Source organism: Paenibacillus psychroresistens (genome assembly GCF_009728935.1).
Lineage (GTDB): Bacteria > Bacillota > Bacilli > Paenibacillales > NBRC-103111 > Paenibacillus_AC > Paenibacillus_AC psychroresistens.
Window position 1 is genome coordinate 4,742,274 of record NZ_CP034235.1, and the last position, 19,224, is coordinate 4,761,497.

The 19,224-nt window shown below is 40.6% G+C and carries 17 protein-coding genes; 7 read left to right on the plus strand and 10 right to left on the minus strand.

The annotated features are described in order from the left end of the window. The first annotated feature begins 54 nt into the window (after window positions 1-54). Entirely contained in the window at window positions 55-957 is a 903-nt protein-coding gene (locus EHS13_RS21705) for a LysR family transcriptional regulator (RefSeq protein ID WP_155702399.1), read from the plus strand. Between the two features lie 126 nt (window positions 958-1,083). Beyond that, on the plus strand, window positions 1,084-3,360 hold the full coding sequence (gene metE, locus EHS13_RS21710) for a 5-methyltetrahydropteroyltriglutamate--homocysteine S-methyltransferase (RefSeq protein WP_155702400.1): 2,277 nt from the start codon (window positions 1,084-1,086) through the stop codon (window positions 3,358-3,360). 55 nt (window positions 3,361-3,415) lie between these two features. Here the strand turns inward: metE and lspA are convergent, their stop codons facing one another. The 6 genes from lspA to EHS13_RS21740 all read right to left on the minus strand — a co-directional run bounded on the left by lspA (window position 3,416) and on the right by EHS13_RS21740 (window position 9,890). Further along, window positions 3,416-3,880 (minus strand): signal peptidase II, encoded by a 465-nt coding sequence (lspA, locus tag EHS13_RS21715; RefSeq protein ID WP_155702401.1) that lies wholly within the window; start codon window positions 3,878-3,880, stop codon window positions 3,416-3,418. A 197-nt stretch (window positions 3,881-4,077) separates the two neighbouring features. Continuing rightward, window positions 4,078-6,804: an ABC transporter permease gene (locus EHS13_RS21720; protein ID WP_155702402.1), complete on the minus strand. Its 2,727-nt coding sequence runs from the start codon at window positions 6,802-6,804 to the stop codon at window positions 4,078-4,080. After that, on the minus strand, window positions 6,801-7,484 hold the full coding sequence (locus EHS13_RS21725) for an ABC transporter ATP-binding protein (RefSeq protein WP_155702403.1): 684 nt from the start codon (window positions 7,482-7,484) through the stop codon (window positions 6,801-6,803). Before EHS13_RS21725 ends, EHS13_RS21720 begins: the two co-directional genes overlap by 4 nt. 40 nt (window positions 7,485-7,524) lie before the next feature. Further along, window positions 7,525-8,571 (minus strand): sensor histidine kinase, encoded by a 1,047-nt coding sequence (locus EHS13_RS21730; RefSeq protein WP_155702404.1) that lies wholly within the window; start codon window positions 8,569-8,571, stop codon window positions 7,525-7,527. 1 nt (window position 8,572) lies between these two features. Beyond that, on the minus strand, window positions 8,573-9,256 hold the full coding sequence (locus tag EHS13_RS21735; RefSeq protein WP_155702405.1) for a response regulator transcription factor: 684 nt from the start codon (window positions 9,254-9,256) through the stop codon (window positions 8,573-8,575). Window positions 9,257-9,323: 67 nt separating this feature from the next. After that, entirely contained in the window at window positions 9,324-9,890 is a 567-nt protein-coding gene (locus tag EHS13_RS21740) for a TetR/AcrR family transcriptional regulator (RefSeq protein WP_155702406.1), read from the minus strand. A 178-nt stretch (window positions 9,891-10,068) separates the two neighbouring features. On the opposite strand from EHS13_RS21740, the gene EHS13_RS21745 reads away from it, so the two are divergent. The 4 genes from EHS13_RS21745 (at window position 10,069) to EHS13_RS21760 (ending at window position 14,131) form a co-directional block, all read left to right on the plus strand. Then, window positions 10,069-10,809, plus strand: coding sequence for an SDR family oxidoreductase (locus tag EHS13_RS21745; RefSeq protein ID WP_155702407.1), 741 nt, complete (start codon window positions 10,069-10,071; stop codon window positions 10,807-10,809). Window positions 10,810-10,845: 36 nt separating this feature from the next. After that, window positions 10,846-11,766, plus strand: a complete 921-nt coding sequence (locus EHS13_RS21750; protein ID WP_155702408.1) for an oxidoreductase — start codon at window positions 10,846-10,848, stop codon at window positions 11,764-11,766. Window positions 11,767-11,942: 176 nt separating this feature from the next. After that, window positions 11,943-13,028 carry a GerAB/ArcD/ProY family transporter gene (locus EHS13_RS21755; protein ID WP_162463195.1) on the plus strand — a complete coding sequence of 362 codons (1,086 nt, stop codon included), beginning with the start codon at window positions 11,943-11,945 and terminating at the stop codon, window positions 13,026-13,028. 2 nt (window positions 13,029-13,030) lie between these two features. Then, a complete protein-coding gene (locus tag EHS13_RS21760; protein ID WP_155702410.1) occupies window positions 13,031-14,131 on the plus strand; it encodes a GerAB/ArcD/ProY family transporter in 1,101 nt (366 codons plus the stop codon). On the opposite strand, the gene EHS13_RS21765 is transcribed toward EHS13_RS21760, so the two are convergent. The 3 genes from EHS13_RS21765 to EHS13_RS21775 are packed head-to-tail and all read right to left on the minus strand — an operon-like array spanning window position 14,120 to window position 17,169. Beyond that, the gene (locus EHS13_RS21765) at window positions 14,120-14,350 is read right to left on the minus strand and encodes a hypothetical protein (protein WP_155702411.1); all 231 of its coding nucleotides are present in this window, start codon (window positions 14,348-14,350) and stop codon (window positions 14,120-14,122) included. The genes EHS13_RS21760 and EHS13_RS21765 overlap by 12 nt on opposite strands. Then, window positions 14,347-15,525 carry a Ger(x)C family spore germination protein gene (locus EHS13_RS21770; protein ID WP_155702412.1) on the minus strand — a complete coding sequence of 393 codons (1,179 nt, stop codon included), beginning with the start codon at window positions 15,523-15,525 and terminating at the stop codon, window positions 14,347-14,349. Before EHS13_RS21770 ends, EHS13_RS21765 begins: the two co-directional genes overlap by 4 nt. Window positions 15,526-15,570: 45 nt before the next feature. Then, a complete protein-coding gene (locus EHS13_RS21775; RefSeq protein ID WP_155702413.1) occupies window positions 15,571-17,169 on the minus strand; it encodes a spore germination protein in 1,599 nt (532 codons plus the stop codon). A gap of 128 nt (window positions 17,170-17,297) precedes the next feature. On the opposite strand from EHS13_RS21775, the gene EHS13_RS37720 reads away from it, so the two are divergent. Next, window positions 17,298-17,546, plus strand: coding sequence for a hypothetical protein (locus tag EHS13_RS37720; protein ID WP_452445353.1), 249 nt, complete (start codon window positions 17,298-17,300; stop codon window positions 17,544-17,546). A gap of 94 nt (window positions 17,547-17,640) precedes the next feature. On the opposite strand, the gene EHS13_RS21785 is transcribed toward EHS13_RS37720, so the two are convergent. Continuing rightward, complete coding sequence (locus EHS13_RS21785; RefSeq protein ID WP_155702414.1) at window positions 17,641-19,134, minus strand: DHA2 family efflux MFS transporter permease subunit; 1,494 nt, start codon at window positions 19,132-19,134, stop codon at window positions 17,641-17,643. Between the last annotated feature and the right edge of the window lie 90 nt (window positions 19,135-19,224).

The following is a 19,224-nucleotide window of genomic DNA, read 5'->3' on the forward strand; positions in this document are numbered from 1 at the left end:
ATTTACCTCTATTATTAGGATGAAATTTATCACGCTTGAAAGGAGTGGTTTGCCTTGACTCTGCAGCAATTAAAATATGTAATTGAGGTTTCAAAGCAAGGTTCGATTAATGAGGCCGCCAAACGATTGTTTATTTCTCAGCCTAGTCTATCAAATGCGATTAAGGAGCTTGAGGAAGAGCTAAAAATCACGATTTTTGAGCGATCTAACAAAGGGATCTCGCTTTCTAAAGAAGGCGTTGAATTCCTGAGCTACGCACGTCAAGTAGTTGAGCAAGCTGAATTATTAGAAAGCCGCTATCTCAATGCGAAGCCATCTCCGCAGCATTTCTCAGTATCCACTCAGCATTACGCTTTTGCAGTAAATGCTTTCGTGAGTTTAGTCCAAGAATATGGAAATGAAGAATATGAGTTTGCTTTACGCGAAACCCAAACCTACGAAATAATCGAGGATGTCAAGAGCTTACGCAGTGAGATTGGGATTCTATATTTGAACGAGTTTAATGGAAAGGTCATTAATAATTTACTCCGAGCTGCAAATTTGCAATTCAACAGCTTATTTACGGCGAAACCGCATATTTTTATCAGCAGCAAGAACCCGCTAGCCCAGCAATCCAGCGTGACGATTGAGCAGCTTCAGCATTATCCGTATCTTTCTTTTGATCAAGGGGAGTATAATTCCTTTCATTTTTCAGAAGAGATCCTCAGCACGCTATCCCACAAGAAGAGCATTCGCGTGAATGACCGAGCGACACTTTTTAACTTGCTGATTGGGTTAAACGGTTACACTATATCAACTGGAGTATTAAGTGCCGATTTAAATGGCAATGAAATTATCCCTATCCCTTTGGAGTCAGATGAAATTATTAATGTAGGTTGGATCTCCCATCGCAATGTTTCACTCTCCATACTCGGAATCGCCTATATCCAAGCATTAAAGCAGGCAACCTCCAAATAAACTCGTTATATCCTTAGACTATAACTAGGTATAGTTTAATGGATTTACGCTATACCAAGCTATTCATGATATCTTTCTTGTAAACATTCACCTGTTGCAACTATTAATTAAAAGGGAGTTTACAAGATGATAAAAAGTAGCGTATTGGGATATCCACGAATTGGTATAGATCGAGAATGGAAGAAAGCACTTGAGGCATTCTGGTCGGGCAAGCTTGAAGAAACAGAGTTTCACAATCAATTGCAAGAGATCCGTTTAAGTCATTTGCGTAAGCAGCAAGAAAAAGGAATTAGTTTGATTCCGGTCAATGATTTTAGTTATTACGATCATATGCTGGATACTGCCACTATGTTTGGCCTTATTCCTAAACGTTTTTCGTATATTGATGGGATTGTTCCCTTATCTGTCTATTATGGGATAGCTCGTGGAACTAAGGATGCTACTGCAAGCGAAATGACTAAATGGTTTAACACCAACTATCATTATATTGTTCCTGAATTAGACGGAGCATCGCCAGTACTTACTGAAAATAGACCTCTAATTGCTTACCGGGAGGCTAAAGAAAAGCTTGGAATTGAAGGTAAACCGGTTATTGTGGGTCCTTTGACTTTCTTAAAGCTTTCAAAAGGATACACCTTATCCGAAGCTGATGCTTATCTCGACAAATTGCTGCCCCTTTATGTTCAGATCCTGCAAGAGCTTTCTATTGAAGGTGTGGAATGGGTACAGATTGACGAACCGATTCTCGTAACTAAGTTAACCGAATTTGAAATTCAGCAATTAAAGAAAATTTATGAGACATTTGCTGCTTCCGTGCCCAATTTAAAAATTATGCTGCAAACTTACTTTGAATCCATTGAGCATTACAGCGACATTGCAGCACTACCTGTCACAGGAATTGGCCTTGATTTCGTTCACGGTTTAAATGGTAATCTGACATCGATTAGAGCACTGGGTTTTCCAGCAGATAAGGTTCTAGGTGTGGGTATTATCGACGGCCGTGGCATCTGGAAAGCTCCACTTCGCGCTAAACTGGCACTCTTAAAGGAGTTAGCTGAATTTGTTAAGCCCGAGCGCCTAATCATTCAATCCTCATGCAGTCTGCTTCATGTTCCAGTAACGGTTGAACGTGAGAAGAAGCTCGTTGCTGAATTGAAGGATGCTCTCGCTTTTGCAGATGAAAAGCTCGATGAGCTTGGACTTCTAGTGAGGGGATTCTTGACAGACGGAGCTGATATCACAGATGAGCTGGAGGAAAACGATCGTGCCTTTCAGGCGCTCAAGCTCCTAGGTGAACGCAGTGAAATTCAGCATGCCGTTGCCGCCATTAGTAATCAACAACAAGTGCGAAATCAACCATTTCCTCAGCGAAATATAGTTCAACAGCAGAAATGGCAATTACCCCTGCTCCCAACTACAACAATTGGCAGCTTTCCGCAATCGGCAGAAGTTCGTAAAGCTCGCCAGCTATGGAGAAAAGGTGATTGGAATAACGAGCAATATAATGACTTTATCCATGGACAAATCGATATCTGGATTAAACTGCAAGAGGAAATTGGCCTGGATGTGCTTGTGCACGGAGAATTCGAGCGGACGGATATGGTTGAGTTCTTTGGTGAGAAGCTTGCAGGATTTGCTTTTACTCAGAACGGGTGGGTGCAATCCTATGGCTCACGCTGTGTGAAGCCGCCGGTAATTTTCGGAGATGTCGCATTTACGGGAGAGATGACCGTCGCTGAAACCAAATATGCACAGTCACGGACGAAGCATCCTGTTAAAGGAATGCTGACTGGGCCGATAACGATCTTGAATTGGTCGTTTGTCCGCGAAGATATCTCACGAGAACAAATTGCCTATCAGCTAGCTTATGCACTCAGACAAGAAGTCGAAGCACTTGAGCAAGCGGGAATTGGCATGATTCAGGTAGATGAACCAGCAGTTCGTGAAGGATTGCCGCTTAAGGAAGCTGAACAAGCCAATTACTTAGCTTGGGCTGTCAAAGCATTCCGTATGACCACATGCACAGTACATGATTCAACGCAAATTCATACGCATATGTGTTATTGCGAATTCCATGACATGATTGGATCTATTGAAGAAATGGATGCAGATGTGATCTCAATTGAAACATCACGCAGCCATGGCGAATTGGTGCACAGCTTCGAGGAGAACACTTATAAACTCGGTATTGGTTTAGGCGTATATGATATCCATAGTCCACGTGTTCCACACGTTGCAGAAATGACGAACATGATTGATCGAGCCTTACGTGTGTTAGATCCCAAGCTGTTCTGGATTAATCCGGACTGTGGACTTAAAACTCGAGGCTTTGATGAAACCATTGATTCTTTACGCAATATGGTTGAGGCAACACAGATCGCTCGTGCGAAATACATTAAATAATACAATGTAAAAAAAGGCCCGTTGAGGCCTTTTTTGTTGCGTCCAAGCACCTTCACTAGACCGGTGTACAAAATTTATAGCTCCAGCGTTTCAATAACTGAAAGACAAAATTGCCTATTAACAATAAAACTCCTATTTCAATTGCATGATCAGCCATATTGAGCACACCATTTCCTGAACGCGAGATCAGAAAATCAGTAACCTGCCCGAATAACAACCGGTCAATTCCATTGCCCATTGCTCCACCTACAAGAAAAGCAAAGCTGATCTCGTTCATAATCCCTTTTAACTCACCGTTCTTGCGAAAATAAATGATAGCCCCTACAAACACAATGGCTACAATCCCAAAAAGATAGGCATAACCTTGAAATAAACCGCCTGCCATACCGCTATTTTCAATATGTGTCATTTGTATGCCCCATAATACTAAATTATCATCCAGCTTTATATTCATTCTGACGAGAATTTTGCAAATCTGATCCACGAGAACAACTAAAATAGCGATACTATAAAAGATCATCTACTTGCCTCCATTTCTATCATTTCGCTTTTGTAGGTGGATTTTCGAATCCATCATGTTAAATATTATATAAGATCCATGTTACTCAAATATAAATCAGATAACAAGTTTTGCTCGTTATAATTAACGCCCCTCACAAGATAGCCCCTTTATGAAAGAGGCAACCTCTAATAAACTATTCTCCTAAAGAGGTAACTCTATAACGTATCTGTTTTTAGAACATCAATAATGTTTGCCTTATTAACCTTAGCCATTGCATAACGCATGGTCATAAACACGATTACAAATACACCAACAATACAGGAAAGAATATTAATCCAAGGCAAGGTTCCGGTTGTACCGTTAACTACTTTTTCCAACAGATAATGTATGGCAAAACTAATCGTTATACCAACCAACAGCCCATAGAATAAAGCTTGTATCCCATAGAACGTACTTTCAAATATAATCATTTTGTTGAAGCTTCTCGGTGTCATGCCAACTGACTTCAGCATCGCGAATTCCCGCCTCCGCAAATAAATATTAGTCGAGATCGTATTAAAAACATTAACTACTGCAATTAAAGTAATAAGTGTAATAAAGCTGTAGCAGAATATCGATACAATAATCCAAATATTCTTGGCCTGCTGCGCTTTAGCCTTATTACTGTATAAGCTTGTAGCGGGTACTCCGTTTTTAACGAACACATCGAAAGCTTGGTTCATGATTTCCTTCGAATCGTCTGCATTTAATATAACTTGAGCAAATTCAGAGCCTTCATGCGGAGTCGTTTTCATTAACTCTTCAAATAAGGTATCCGAAACCAGCAGTTCTATTTTGGCGGCATTGATATTGCTAGAGCTAATTCCAGCAATTCCAGCTGGAGCGTTTCCGGTTTCATGGGCAATCGCGATCGAATAAACGGAAGCAGCCTGCAAATCAAAGTAATTGGACAGATCAGCTTCAATAGCTACTTTATTCTTGATCACGCCAAATTCTGTCATTTTACCGCCTAAGTCCTCCCATTCACCCCCGTATACCTGATAAGCCGGAGATCTCTGATTGAGCAAGCTCAAAATCTGAGCTTGGACTGGCAGATTACTCATAAGTATGTCCGAATAAACCATAGTGTTGTTTTTATTCACATAGCTCGTTCGGTTAATAGCAATCGCTTTAGGATTATTAGGATCGTTATACTCTGCAAAGATAAGTCCTTCAGCTTCGAGATATTTCCGGTAATCTTGATCATTCATTCCATATATGCTCAGACCTAGTCCCAAGTATTCTGCCTGTTTACCTGGATAAAGATCTTTCTGGAAAGAGTGGTTTAAAGCTTTAGTCGGGATACTCACTATTTTATTCATGGTTTTGTAAGCGGAATAATCGGTAACCGCTGGAATAGCTGTGAGTTCTCCAATTAGCTTTTGCTCATTCTCATATTTACCATGGACAAAAGAAATCAGAATATCACCGTCAATCCCCTCTGTTGTTGATATGTAGGCTGTGTTCTTTAGATACATCGTAAAAGACGAAACGACAATAAACAAAACGATGCTAATAAAAAACGAGAAAACAGTCGCCCGAAATTTCTTTTTATTTCGTTTGAGGTTTTTAAGCGCCAGCTCACCTTCAAAGCCAAACAATTTCTTAACCAGCTTAGAGGTTCTGATTTGCTTTCCGGTTATTCGGATGTCATCCGTTTGGCGTATTGCATCCATTGCAGACATATTGGCTGCTTTTTTCGTGGGAATCCACGCTGAGATGAGAATCGTAACCATCCCCAAAACAAAAGCTAATCCTATGGCATACCCTGATATAACCAAATCAAAGGAAATCCCATCGTTGAAAAGATTTTCGATGACAGGCGCTAATAGCGTCAAGGTTAGGCCAGTAGCAAAAACACCAACAATGATGCCTATTGGAATGCTGATAAGGCCTAGAAAGAAACCTTCGAATAATACAGAATTGCGAAGCTGCTGCCTCGTTGCACCAACGCTCGATAACATGCCAAATTGGCGCAGCCGCTCACTGACAGAGATGGCAAAAGCATTATAAATCAACGCAATGGAGCCGATCATAATAATGATAAACATAATAGCCCCAATGCCATATATGGCAATATTGAGATCACCGCCTGCGTATACCCCTTTCGCCTGAAGCAATTGCGTATTGTACATAATAGGTTTACCAAGCTTTTGGCTGAGTGAGTTACCAAGCTTAACAATGCTGCGGGGAGAAGAAGATTGTAAATATACGCTTACAGCATCGGCTGGTTTTAAAGTCGCTGGATCCAAATAAGAAATAGCCGTAAAACCATTAACACCGGCATTCACACTGGTTGCTTTCATAATACCGACGACCGTATATTCTTTGGATGGAACAGTCGCAGCCTTGGAAGGAGCAGTATCAGCGGGTTGCTTTTCTGGAGCCTTACTTTTACGGGAATTATCCCCGCTCTCTTCAAGTCGCTCGCCTAATGCAAAGGTCACTTTATCGCCGACTTTATAGCTCTTGCCGCTTGCTTCTAAAAAATAGGAGGAAAGTACGATTTCGGTGCTGCCGATTGGTAATTTACCGTCTAACAAATCAATGTTAAAATCTGCAAAAGAAGCTTGATCCAGCTCAATCAATGACATATATTGATGCCTTGGTCCATGTATCGCTCCAATATCATTGAACCCTACTGTTCTCTGCAGCATGACTGATTTAATAGGCATATTTTCTGTTATGGTTTTTACATCTATATAAGCTGCTACCTGAAATTTAGCATCCCAGTTGCCAAAAGTAGCCATGGTTTTCTTTAACGCATAATTTTGGAAGGTGACGCAAAGAGTTGCTACGGAGGTAATCAACATTGCCGATAGAATAATACCAATGATGGTGACAATCGTCCGGCTTTTGTTCAGCTTAAGGGTTCTTAAAGTCCATTTGGTTATGATATTCATCGGCGAATGACCTCATCCTTCACAAGCCTGCCGTCTTCAATCGCGATAATACGGTCGGATTGTAAAGCAATGCTTTCGTCGTGCGTAATGACAATAATCGTTTGATTATGGATTTTATTCGATATTTTGAGTAATTCGAGGATTTCATTGCCGTTTCTACTGTCCAAATTCCCGGTTGGCTCATCTGCAAGAACAAGCGCTGGATTGCTAATGATCGCCCTGCCAATGGAGACACGCTGCTGCTGGCCACCCGAAAGCTGGTTCGGTAGATGGCTTCTTCTCTGGTCTAGCCCTAATGTATGAATGACCTCATCTAATCGCTTTTGATTCACTTTTCGGCTGTCCAGCAGAATCGGCAAGGTGATATTTTCTTCAACATCCAGCACAGGAATAAGATTATAAAATTGATAAATCAAGCCAATTTGCCTTCTTCTGAAGATGGCAAGCTTCGTTTGGTTCTGCCCATAAACATCGACATTTTCGACAAATACCTTGCCGGATGTCGGCGTATCGACGCCGCCTAATATGTGCATCAGTGTTGATTTACCTGAGCCTGACGGCCCAATGATGGAAATAAACTCGCCTTTATGTACGGAAAATGAAATGTTGTTAAGGGCATGCACGGCGGTTTCGCCTGTTCCATAAATTTTCGATACGTTTTCCACTCTTAGAATTTCCATATCTTTCACTCCTAGTTTTCGAATCTATAACCATCATAAACTATGAAAGTGACGATTCGGTGACTAGCTGTCTTACAATTTTGTCACTCTTGTAAAGCTTGATTGTAAAACTAGTGCCTATTCCATCTTGGCTCAACAAAGAAATCCTGCCTGATTGTTCATTGATAATGCTTTGGGCCATGGCGAGCCCAATCCCGCTGCTTTCTGGTTTGCTGTTCTTGCCTTTGTAGAAACGTTGAAAGATGTAGGGCAAATCTTCTTTAGCAATCCCTTCTCCATCATCGGATACCTTGATCTCCGTATAAATCGGGTTTTCTTGCCACTCAATCTGAATATGACCGCCAACACTTGTATGCTCGACACTATTTTTGATGATATTCGTCAATGCTTCCATACTCCAGAACTCATCTCCGATAAATACAATGCCGTCATCACCAGTCAGAGTTAAATGCTGCTGCTTTAGTTCAATTATGATAAGTAAGGGTTGAATGGCCTTATGTATAAGCTCTTTCACATTTATTCTCTGCTGCTTAAAAGCTATTGTCTTGGCATCAAGCTTGGACAATTTCAATAAGGCTGTGATAAGCCCTTCAGTATGCTTCAGCTGTGTGCGAATGGCTTTGAGAAATTCGTCCTGCTTGGCTATTGTAAGATTCCCATCACAAAGCAGTTCAATCGCAACCTGCATCCCTGTTAAAGGCGTCTTAATTTGATGCGATATGTCAGATAAAGCGTCTGCCAGAGCTTGCCGATCTTTTTTCATCATTTCTGCGAGCTCCAGCAGTGTGACACTGACTTTATATATCTCATTTTTGAGTATGCTAAGCTCACCTTCTTCATTATCGCGAAATTGCAGATCATAAATTCCATTGCTCATTTGCTGCAGATAGTCCGTTAATTCACCGATATTCTTATGTCTCTTATAAGTAAATAGGATAAAAATAGCTGTAAAAACAAGAGCCGTGAAGATTGAAATTATCCCGCTCACCAAACCATAAGCAATGAATGAAAAAACACTAATAATGACAACACTAAAAACTAAAGCAAACAAAAGCCAGCGAATTTCTTTGTTACGCAATAATTTCAAATCACTCACCCGCCTTATAACCTAGGCCGCGTATGGTATGGATAATACTTGGGTTCTGGGGATCCGTTTCAATTTTCTCGCGCAGCCGCTTGATGTAAACGGATAGAGTATTGTCATTGACGAAATCTCCAGCAATATCCCAAAGTCCTTCCAGCAATTGATTCCTGCTTAGAATCTGCCCTTCGTGATTGACTAGCCTTAGCAGCAGGCGATATTCCAGAGCTGTCAGAATCACTTCAACTTTATTCTTAAATACCTTTGCTTGCGAGGTATGAATAATTAAATCGCTGATCAAGACTATGTGCTTGGATACACCGTCTTTGCGATATCGGCGGAATACAGAATGGATCCTGGATATCAATTCACGCAAGCGGAATGGCTTGGCAATATAATCATCAGCCCCTAAATCCAAACCCATAACCACATTAGCTTCATCATCATTTACAGTCAAAAAGAGCACGGGGATATCAAATTTCGCTTTAATGAATCGGCATACATCATATCCATTCCCATCGGGAAGCGATACATCCAATAGAGCCATATCTACATCATTATGTTCAAAAAAGGCATAGCTTTCAGCAACATTTCTGCAAACTATCACAGTAAAGTCTTCTTGCTCGAGGGCATATTCAAGTCCAGCTGCAATGGTTGAGTCATCTTCCAAGATTAATATTTTTTTACCCATGGGTCTGGCACCTGCCTTAGTTAATCGAATATTACACAGATCTGGTCTTAAGCATTCATGACATACGCTAAATATCGTTCCTTTCAAATAATCTCCATACCTGCTCTGCCATTGACTGAGGCGAATGTGGCATATTTTTCAGAATCCACCATTCCACAATACCAACGAAAGCTGAGGACATAAATTGTATAATCAATTCCTTATCTATATCCTGATTGATGCCTTGCTCATCTATCTTCTCTTTTTTGTTAGCTACAATGAACTGCAGCATGCGTTCCCGAAATAAGGAGGTTCGTTTATTAGAGAGCATGGAAGAAAAGAATAGAAAATGCTGCTCAAAATAGGTAAATACTGCCTTCAGCGTTCCGGTCAGATTTACTTTTTCGTGATTAATATCGATCACTGAGCATGAAATGAACATTTTGCTTAAATGGTCATCTATGCATTTATTAAGCAAGTCATATTTATCCGTGTAGTGCAGATAGATGGTTCCGCGGTTTACATTGGCTCGTTCAGATATATCATTAATTGTGATTTGTTCGAGTTCTTTCTCGGAAAAAAGCTCTAGAAACGCTTTGTTAATGGCTTCCTTTGTTCTTAGGATGCGTCTATCTGTTTTAGTTTCAGTATCCATTCTTCAATAGCCTCCTCCTGTTAATGAACATTTCTATTGTTTCTGTTGGATATAGTACAAAACGGCCTTTATTAGCGATTGAATTAACTTAACTTCTCTATATAATAATAATCAACAGCTGTTAGATAATCAACACTTATTCATTTACTAGCTGAATTATCATTAAGGAGCGATAAAATTGGAAAACTTGAAATCGAAAGTGATCATAATTACCGGTGCATCAAGTGGTATAGGAGAGGCTGCAGCTAAGCTGTTGGCACAAAACGGTGCAAAGCTCGTATTGGCCGCTAGAAGAGAAGAGCGTCTGCAAACTATTGTTAACGAAATTGAACAAGCAGGCGGTGAGGCTGCTTATATCCAAACCGATGTAGTTTCATTAGAAGATATGCAAAAGCTGGCACAGTTCGCATTGGAGCAATATGGCCGAATTGATGTACTTGTAAATAATGCAGGAATAATGCCAAATTCATTTCTTAACGAGCTGAAAGTCGAAGAATGGGATCAAATGATCGATGTTAATATCAAAGGAGTTCTAAACGGCATTGCTGCTGTGTTGCCTATTATGAGGGAACAGAAATTCGGACATATCATCAACCTTTCCTCAGTTGCCGGTTATGAGGTACATCCTACTTCTGCCGTATACAGCGCTACAAAATTTGCTGTAAGAGCAATTTCAGAAGGCTTGCGCCAGGAGGAATCCCCATCCTCAAATATCAGATCCACTATCATATCGCCAGGAATGACGGATACAGAGCTATTCAATACTATAAGCAGCCCCGCCATTCAGGCTATGGCAAGTCAAATGAAAAGCATGGCCATTTCTCCTTATAGTATTGCTAGAGCAATTGCATATGCCATTAATGAGCCTGATGATATCGGAGTCAACGAGATTGTGATTAGACCAACCGTTTTGAAATAATAACGCTGGTTTCGTCAAATAATAGGGGTGATGTTTATGGGAAACAATTGGACAGTTAAACAAATACCTAATCAACAGGGAATTAGGGTTGTAATCACAGGCGCAAGCAGCGGAATCGGTTATGAAACTGCACGGGCTTTTGCGGCAAAAGGAGCAGAAGTGGTTTTTGCCATCCGGAATGTCGAAAAAGGTGCAGTGGTTTCAAGACAACTAATGCAAGAATATCCCAGCGCTAAACTGAAACTGATGAAGCTGGATCTTAGCGATCTTGCCAGCATCCATGAATTTGCCCAAGAGTATCAGCAAACTTATGATTCACTTACTTTGTTAATCAACAATGCTGGCGTTATGACCCCACCTTATCAGAAGACCAAGGACGGTTTTGAACTCCAGTTCGGCAGTAATCATCTCGGACATTTTGCGCTTACAGGACTTATGTTGCCTTTGCTGAATAATACTCCATCTTCACGTGTTGTTACTCTAAGCAGCACAGTTGCAAATGGAGGTAAAATTAATTTTGATAATCTCGATGGCAGTAAAGGCTACAACAGGGTGCAATTCTATGGTCAGAGTAAGCTAGCCAATTTATTATTTGCCCAAGAGCTGAATGTTAGACTGAAAGCAAGCGGTTCTAATACTATCAGCTTAGGCAGTCATCCTGGCCGAGCCAATACCAACTTGTTCTCGCTTGGATCTGGCAAACAAGCCGGCCCCCTCATGAGAATAGTAAAATTCCTCTTATCGCCACAATCAGCAGAAATGGGAGCTTTACCAACTCTGTATGCAGCAACTAATCCAATGCTCGATGGCGGAGAATACCTAGGTCCAGATGGAAAAGGCGGAAACAAAGGCTATCCCAAAATTGATACTTCCGTGCTCAAATTATATAATCCACAAATTACTAAACAGCTTTGGGATGTATCGGAGTCTCTGACAGGTATTTCGTATTTATCTTAGAAGGTGTTCATCAGAAGCCTTCATAAAATAGATAGTGGTTGACTAGGCATTAATCTTGTCCTAGTCGGCCACTTTTTCTATTTTTCAGCATCTGTATCATCTTCCTATACGCGTATAAATAGATAGCGATAAGTCGATACTTGGAACACTCTGTGTGCTAAAGGGGAGTGTATAAATTGCAGCCAACAGAAAAAATCACGGGAACCCAACTAGGCTTATTACTATTTACTTTTATAGTTTCTACCGTCATCATAACCATTCCTAGTATGACGGTGATGTTTGCCAAACAAGATGCCTGGATCTCGGTATTTCCTGCTGCTTTATCAGGATTATTAAGTATTTGGGTAATGACTGCACTAGGGAATCGATATCCAGGTTTAACGATTATCCAATACAGCCCAAAAATAATTGGAAAATGGTTAGGTGGTTTATTAGGGATATATTACATTTATTACTGGTTTGTTTTTATAATGACTACTACAATGCTTCATGCTAATTTTATTAATGCACTTTTATTGCCAAAAAGCCCATCTATTGTAGCGAATCTGACATTATTTATCATATGCAGCCTGGCAGTATTCACAGGAATTGAGGTTATTGCAAGATGTAATGAGTTTATTACACTGCTCATCCTATTTTTTATAATACCACTCCTGATTCTGATAACTAAGGAAGGAGATATCAACCAGTTAAAACCCATTTTAGGAGGCGGAATACTGCCAGTGCTCCAAGGGGCTATTGGACCAGCAGGCGGATTTATGAATCAATTATTTATATTGGGATGGCTCCTCCCTTATTTAAATAAACCTAAAAAGGCACGTACCGTTTCACTGATTGCCCTTTTCGGTATTTCCATTCTTATTTTCTTTATTGTATTACTTACCATTATGATCTTAGGTCCATTGGCAGGTAATTTAACCTACCCATTTTTAAGTGTCATTCAGTATGTGGGTATCGAGGGATCCTTTGAACGTCTGGAGGCAATCGCTGTCTCGATGTGGGTTACGGGGATTTTTGTTAAAATATCTGTGACGTTGTTTATCTTATGTATTAGTATAAGCCAGCTTATGGGCATCCGAAATTATCGTGATTTCATACCTCCCATAGCACTTCTATCCATTATTGGGTCCGTTTTTATTCATAAAAATGAAATGGAGCTTCATAATTTTATTGTTTTCACTTTTCCTATTTTGGCATTTTTAAACCAAAATCTCATACCGATGTTACTTCTACTGATAGACACAATAAAAAGGAGATTTTGAAGATGCAGACAACAGAAAAAATCACAGGAACCCAGCTAGGCTTTTTACTATTTAGTTTTGTCGTTTCCACCATTTTCTTAACCGTTCCCGGACAGATGGTAATGTTCGCCAAACAAGATGCTTGGATATCCGTATTCCCTGCTGCTGCAACAGGAATATTAACTATTTGGGCAATGATTAAACTCGCGAATCGGTATCCGGGTATGACCATTATACAATATAGTTCAAAAATCATGGGGAATGCCTTAGGAAAATGTTTAGGCATTTATTACATTTTTTTTTGGTATATGTCCATTTCAGTTATGATTATGCAGCATACTTTATTTATTGATACCGTTTTATTGCCAAAAACCCCACCGATCGTAGGGGGTCTAACATTATTGATCTTTTGCAGTCTAGCCGTTATTGCTGGGATTGAGGTCATCGCAAGATGCGGTGAATTTCTTGCCCCACTGAGCATTATTTTTTTGATTCCGCTTTTTATCCTAATGGTTGGGGAAGCTGATTCAAACCAACTAAAGCCCATTTTAGCAGCAGGAGTAATGCCGATATTACAAGGCGCTGTCACTCCAGCAGGCGCATTTATGAATCAAGTATTTATATTGGGATGGCTCCTTCCTTATTTAAATCAACCAAAAAAGGCTCGCAAGGTCTCGCTGATTGCGCTTTTAAGTATTTCTATTATTGTTTTCAGCATTGTTATATTAACCATTATGGTCCTCGGTCCACTAACACCTAGGTTAACCTATTCATTTTTAAGTGTTATTCAATATATTGGTATTGTAGGCTCCTTTGAACGTCTGGAAGCAATCGCTGTTTCCGTGTGGGTGACTGGAATTTTTGTGAAGATCTCGATATCGTTGTTTATCTTGAGTCTTAGTATTAGCCAGCTTATCGGTATCCGTAATTATCGGGAATTCGTAATACCAATAGCATTATTATCCATAATCGGATCGGTATTTGTTTTCAAGAATGGAACGGAGCTTCGTAATTATATTGCTTTTATTTATCCGAGCGCGGGCTTTTTCACACAAAGCCTTATACCGTTAGCACTTTTAATGATCGATACCCTAAAGAGAAAAGTCAATAAGTCATTGCTTTAAAAGCATTTTTCCTATGGGCTCAAAAATAACTTTGAACGGGATAACCACACTTGGAATGTCAACTTGCGCTATTAATAAGGAACCAATAATAGTTGATGCTCCCATTAAACCGCCATATAATGCTGCTTCTTTTTTTTCTTGCTTACTAAGCAAGGACTGTATTTTAACAAAAGACCATAGAACCAATGCAAGTATATATCCCACTATTTGTACAATCATTTTATGATCTCCTTATCTTTCAATTGTAGAGGAGGACCTGCCATCCCAATTCCACTAATAGTTAGCTTAACTTCAATAGAAGTGTCTACCTCTGGAAACTTATTATCCCATTCTCCTTTTAACAATTCCCACTTTTTCGGCATGTTACGGTAAATTTCTTGGCCGAAACCCATGCTATCTACTTTATACTGCTTTTGGACTTTAGCTAACAAAGTCTGTATTTGTTCCTTAACCGATTTCTCTAATGCTTTCTGCACAATATCCAGATTCTTCGAAAGACTGATATCCAATTGGGAATTATTTTCGACAAGACTTCCTTGACCCCACAGCTGAATCAAGATTTTAACCTTATCACCACTTATTTCTGGGGTGATTTTTCGCTTTACATGGTATAAAACCATTCCCACATTCCCATTACCTTCTGGTAAATAGGCGTTGATCCTGCTATGCTTCAACTTATCGGTAACCCAAATAAATCCATTTGTTTCTTTTTCGTTTAAAAACCCGACTAATTTGAAATTCTTAAAAATGGCTGATCCGCCTAGCTTAAATATTTTATTTTTGTTTTCTTTCATTTCTTCTTTAGAATCCTCGAAATCCATGACTCCCATAACTGGACTAATGCCTTCGCTTGATGCCGCCATAAAAAAGTCTCGCAAGGTAACTGCTAAATCAGTTCCTAAACCCTCCATTTCCTTGACAGCTTCGATAGGCACTTGTTCAAAAGGGTATTTAGTCTGCAAAATTTCCCGCCCTTCTCTTCCTTTTACAACCATTATGTAGGTTTTTAAGCGATTACGCGGATCGTGAGTGAAAACATCGACGGCATCTTTAATTCCGTGTTTGGCTAACCGTTCACCTATAAAAACAACGCCGCGATGGGCGGTGAATAACGTGCGCGAGCTTTTTTTCTGAAGCAATTGATGCGCTTCATTGCCATTCTTTCCAACAGCCGATATCACAAAAAACTTCTCTTGCCGCCCGCCGCCCCCCCCCGGCCCCCCCGGCCCTGACGAAGGGATTGCGATCTGAACGGACACTATTACGTTGCCATCCTCTGATAAGTCCAATGCCGTTCCCATAACAAAGGCAAGATCATTGATCTCCACACGGTCCCAACAACCGCTTGTAATCAATACGGTGAATAGTAAACCGATATATAGGAATAGTTTCATTCAGAAGTACCTGCTCCTTTCTTTATCTTATGAAAAGCTAGCATCCTAATTGTTCTCAGGTGGCTGCATCCCTTGACTCGGACCTGGTTTCTGGCCTGCTGGTTCACGGACCGGATTGTTAGAACCGGTTGCTTGTGGACGACGAGTTTTAGCCCATATTGGTGCCCGGATTATTACATCCTTCAAATTAGTAAATGTAAGCGGGGCTACTGGAGTAAAATAAGGGACGCCGAACGAACGAAGCGATGTTACATGTAACAAAATACCCAGAAATCCAAGCACAATGCCATAAAGTCCAAGGGTACCAGCCAAAAATAGCATCGGAAAGCGTAGTAACCGAACTGCATTTGCAAAGCTATATCGTGGAATTGTGAATGCTGCGATTCCTGTGATGGATACAATAATAACAACTGGAGCTGATATAATTCCTGCCTGAACAGCTGCTTGACCGATGACTAATGCCCCGACAATACTTATCGCTTGCCCTATCTGTTTAGGCAAGCGAATACCTGCCTCCCGCAAAGCTTCAAAGATGACTTCCATCAATAAGGCTTCAATGAAAGCCGGAAAGGGAACTGGCTCTCTTGATGAGACAATACTCAGCACGAGATTAGTCGGAATCATTTCCTGATGAAAAGTAGAAATGGCTACATATAGAGATGGAGCGAATATCGCAATTATTATGAAAAGAAAACGAATCCACCGCACAAAAGTTGCGATAGGCCAGCGTATATAGTAATCCTCGCTTGCCTGAAGTCCAGCCCAGAATGTCATGGGAACAATGAGTACAAATGGACTTGTATCGACAAGAATGGCCACTTTCCCTTCCAATAGCTCAGCAGCTACAACATCTGGTCGTTCTGTACTATTTACTTGTGGAAAAGGCGAGAAAGGAGAATCTTCAATAAATTCCTCAATGTAAGCTGAATCTAGGATACCGTCAATTTGAATCCGAGTTATCCTTTTTCGAACTTCCTCAACTACTGGTTCGGAAACAATTCCAACTATATAAGAGATGACTACTTGCGTTTGAGATAGCTCTCCAATCGTAAGGGATTCCATTTTTAGCCGTGATGTTTTAAGTCTGCTGCGTATTAATCCTATATTTGTTGAGATACTTTCGATAAATCCATCCCTTGGACCGCGAATGACAGGTTCCGATGAAGGCTCTTCAAGACTTCGTTGTGGTCTACCGTTAACCTTGACCATCATAGCATCGCTGTCCCCAATTGTAAGGACGGCTGCAAAACCGTTTAACAATTGTCGAACAATATCAATTACTTGAGATGTAACTTTCGTTTCCCCTAAAGAGATAATCCGATCATCTAGACCTGCTGCTTTTTCATTTATTAAATCCTCTTGTTTTGTATATTTAGATAACAATGGTTTCAATATATGATCGTCAATCACCTTTTCTTCAACCAGACTTGCAAGATATATGAGAAGCCAATGATTTTCTCCAGCCAGTTGAACTCTACGGAACACCATGTCGGTACTGTTTTCGAATATTTTTTTAAAAACCAACTCATTTTGCTCTAAATCGGAGGTTAACCTGGTGGAGTTCTCTTCATCTTCGGAGAGAATATCCTCAGGTATTGTTGGATACCCAGGCTTATTGCGCATCCACTTCCTAAACCCCTTCACTGAATTGGCCCCCCCAAAGAAAACACTGATAAGGGTATTTTTCCATTTTCCGCAAAAAATATTCTTGAGCTTGCGAACCCATGCGTAAAGGGCAGGACGAATGCAATCATTCGTCTGCCCTCTCTGTAATGAAATTAATCAATAAATTGTTTAAATACATGTCTGATCACATCACCACGGCTTATAATGCCCACCAAAACACCTTGTCGTTCTACCGGTACTTTTTTGATTTTCTTTTCGCCCATGGTCATGTGCTTTTTGCCGATATATCGCATTATGTCACCATCGCTAATGTAAGCAACGATTTCATTTCGTTCATTTACGATGGGAAGCCCGCTGATCCGATGATCACTGAATTTTTTACCTTATACACTTGACTAATCATAATATCATAGGCTTGCATATGCCGTTCCTTCTTCCTTCATTCATTAACGAATATCTGGACGTAGTCTAGCTGCTTTATCCTAATCTTTATAGAGTTACCTTAACGGTTTTATGGTCCAAGTGGATTTCAGATTCTTTATCCTCAGCCTGTCCCGTGCGTTTAATGAAGAAAGATAATATCAGACCGACAATTCCGATTCCAATAATAAACAAGTACGCATCATTAATGCCCTGAATAGACGACTGTACAATCATATCCTTCTGTGAAGAAGAGCCGCCAGCAGCGGTCAAATCCTGAAGATGAGACTTAGTGCTTGACGTCATAACCGTGACAATCAACGCAGTACCTATTGCACCAGCCACCTGTTTGATGGTGTTGGAGATAGCCGTACCATGCGCATTCAGTCTTGAGGGAAGTTGGTTTAAGCCCGCCGTTGTAATTGGCATCAGAAACATGGCCATCCCGATACGTCGTCCTGTGGACATCAGAACTAAATAAGTATAACTGGTGGAATCGGTCAGATTAACAAAACCAATTGTGGTCACGATCGTAATAGCCATCCCGATAATGGACAGCCACTTCGCTCCGAACCGATCGAACATTTTTCCGGTTATCGGCATCATAAGTCCCATTAGAAGTGCGCCTGGGAGCATCAGAAGCCCAGATTCCATAGCTGTGTATCCACGTGCATTCTGCAAGTACAGTGGAAGCAGCATCATATCTGCATACATGACCATCGTAACCGCAATATTAATAACAGTCGTCAGGGAGAACATGCTGTATTTAAACGCCCTAAGATCAAGAAGCGGACTTTTGGAGACCAGCTGTCGCCAGACGAACAAAATCAAGGAGACAACTCCGGCAGCAATAAATAAAAGTACTTCTGCACTTGACCAGCCCTTACTTGCAGCACTGCTGAAACCATAAAGAAGAGCTCCAAACCCGATTGTTGAGAGAATTGCACCATAAACGTCAATTTTGGGATAGGATCGTTCAGTCACATTAACCAGATAAATAATGGCAACAGCAATAACAATAAGTACAAATGGAATCATTCCATAAAACAATGTTTGCCAGGAATAATGCTCCAAGATATATCCTGCGATTGTTGGTCCGATAGCTGGGGCGAAAATAATGGCTAAGCCTACCATCCCCATTGCGGCTCCTCGCTTCTCAGGAGGAAAGACAGTCAAGATTACATTCATTAGCAGCGGCATAATAATACCGGCTCCAGCTGCTTGAATCAGGCGGCCAGTCAGCAAAATATTGAAGTCATTCGCTAATGCTGAAACAATAGTACCGCCAAGAAAAATAATCATGGATGACAGAAAAAGCTCACGGGTTGTGAACCGCTGCATTAAATAGGCGGTGATCGGAATAAGAATCCCGTTTACAAGCATATAACCGGTTGTCAGCCATTGAGCTGTAGAAGCCGCAATGTCAAAATCGATCATCAGCTCCGGCATAGCGACACCCATAATGGTCTGATTCAAAACAGCAATGAACGCCCCCACAATCATGACAAACAACAGTGGGCCTTTCTTAATGGTGCTACTATCAAACGCTAAAACTTTGCTCATCCTGCTCAATCCCTTCAAATTTTTAGTGCAACTAATAGACACTGTGTTGTATAATGAACTAACGTAAATTATTATAATTCGCTAGCTTAT

Bases quoted from the DNA above. Each gene is read 5' to 3' on its own strand.
- metE (WP_155702400.1), top strand. From the start codon at position 1,084: ATGATAAAAAGTAGCGTATTGGGATATCCACGAATTGGTATAGATCGA.
- lspA (WP_155702401.1), bottom strand. From the start codon at position 3,880: ATGATCTTTTATAGTATCGCTATTTTAGTTGTTCTCGTGGATCAGATT.
- EHS13_RS21720 (WP_155702402.1), bottom strand. From the start codon at position 6,804: ATGAATATCATAACCAAATGGACTTTAAGAACCCTTAAGCTGAACAAA.
- EHS13_RS21725 (WP_155702403.1), bottom strand. From the start codon at position 7,484: ATGGAAATTCTAAGAGTGGAAAACGTATCGAAAATTTATGGAACAGGC.
- EHS13_RS21735 (WP_155702405.1), bottom strand. From the start codon at position 9,256: ATGGGTAAAAAAATATTAATCTTGGAAGATGACTCAACCATTGCAGCT.
- EHS13_RS21740 (WP_155702406.1), bottom strand. From the start codon at position 9,890: ATGGATACTGAAACTAAAACAGATAGACGCATCCTAAGAACAAAGGAA.
- EHS13_RS21750 (WP_155702408.1), top strand. From the start codon at position 10,846: ATGGGAAACAATTGGACAGTTAAACAAATACCTAATCAACAGGGAATT.
- EHS13_RS21760 (WP_155702410.1), top strand. From the start codon at position 13,031: ATGCAGACAACAGAAAAAATCACAGGAACCCAGCTAGGCTTTTTACTA.
- EHS13_RS21765 (WP_155702411.1), bottom strand. From the start codon at position 14,350: ATGATTGTACAAATAGTGGGATATATACTTGCATTGGTTCTATGGTCT.
- EHS13_RS21770 (WP_155702412.1), bottom strand. From the start codon at position 15,525: ATGAAACTATTCCTATATATCGGTTTACTATTCACCGTATTGATTACA.
- EHS13_RS37720 (WP_452445353.1), top strand. From the start codon at position 17,298: ATGAAATTAATCAATAAATTGTTTAAATACATGTCTGATCACATCACC.
- EHS13_RS21785 (WP_155702414.1), bottom strand. From the start codon at position 19,134: ATGAGCAAAGTTTTAGCGTTTGATAGTAGCACCATTAAGAAAGGCCCA.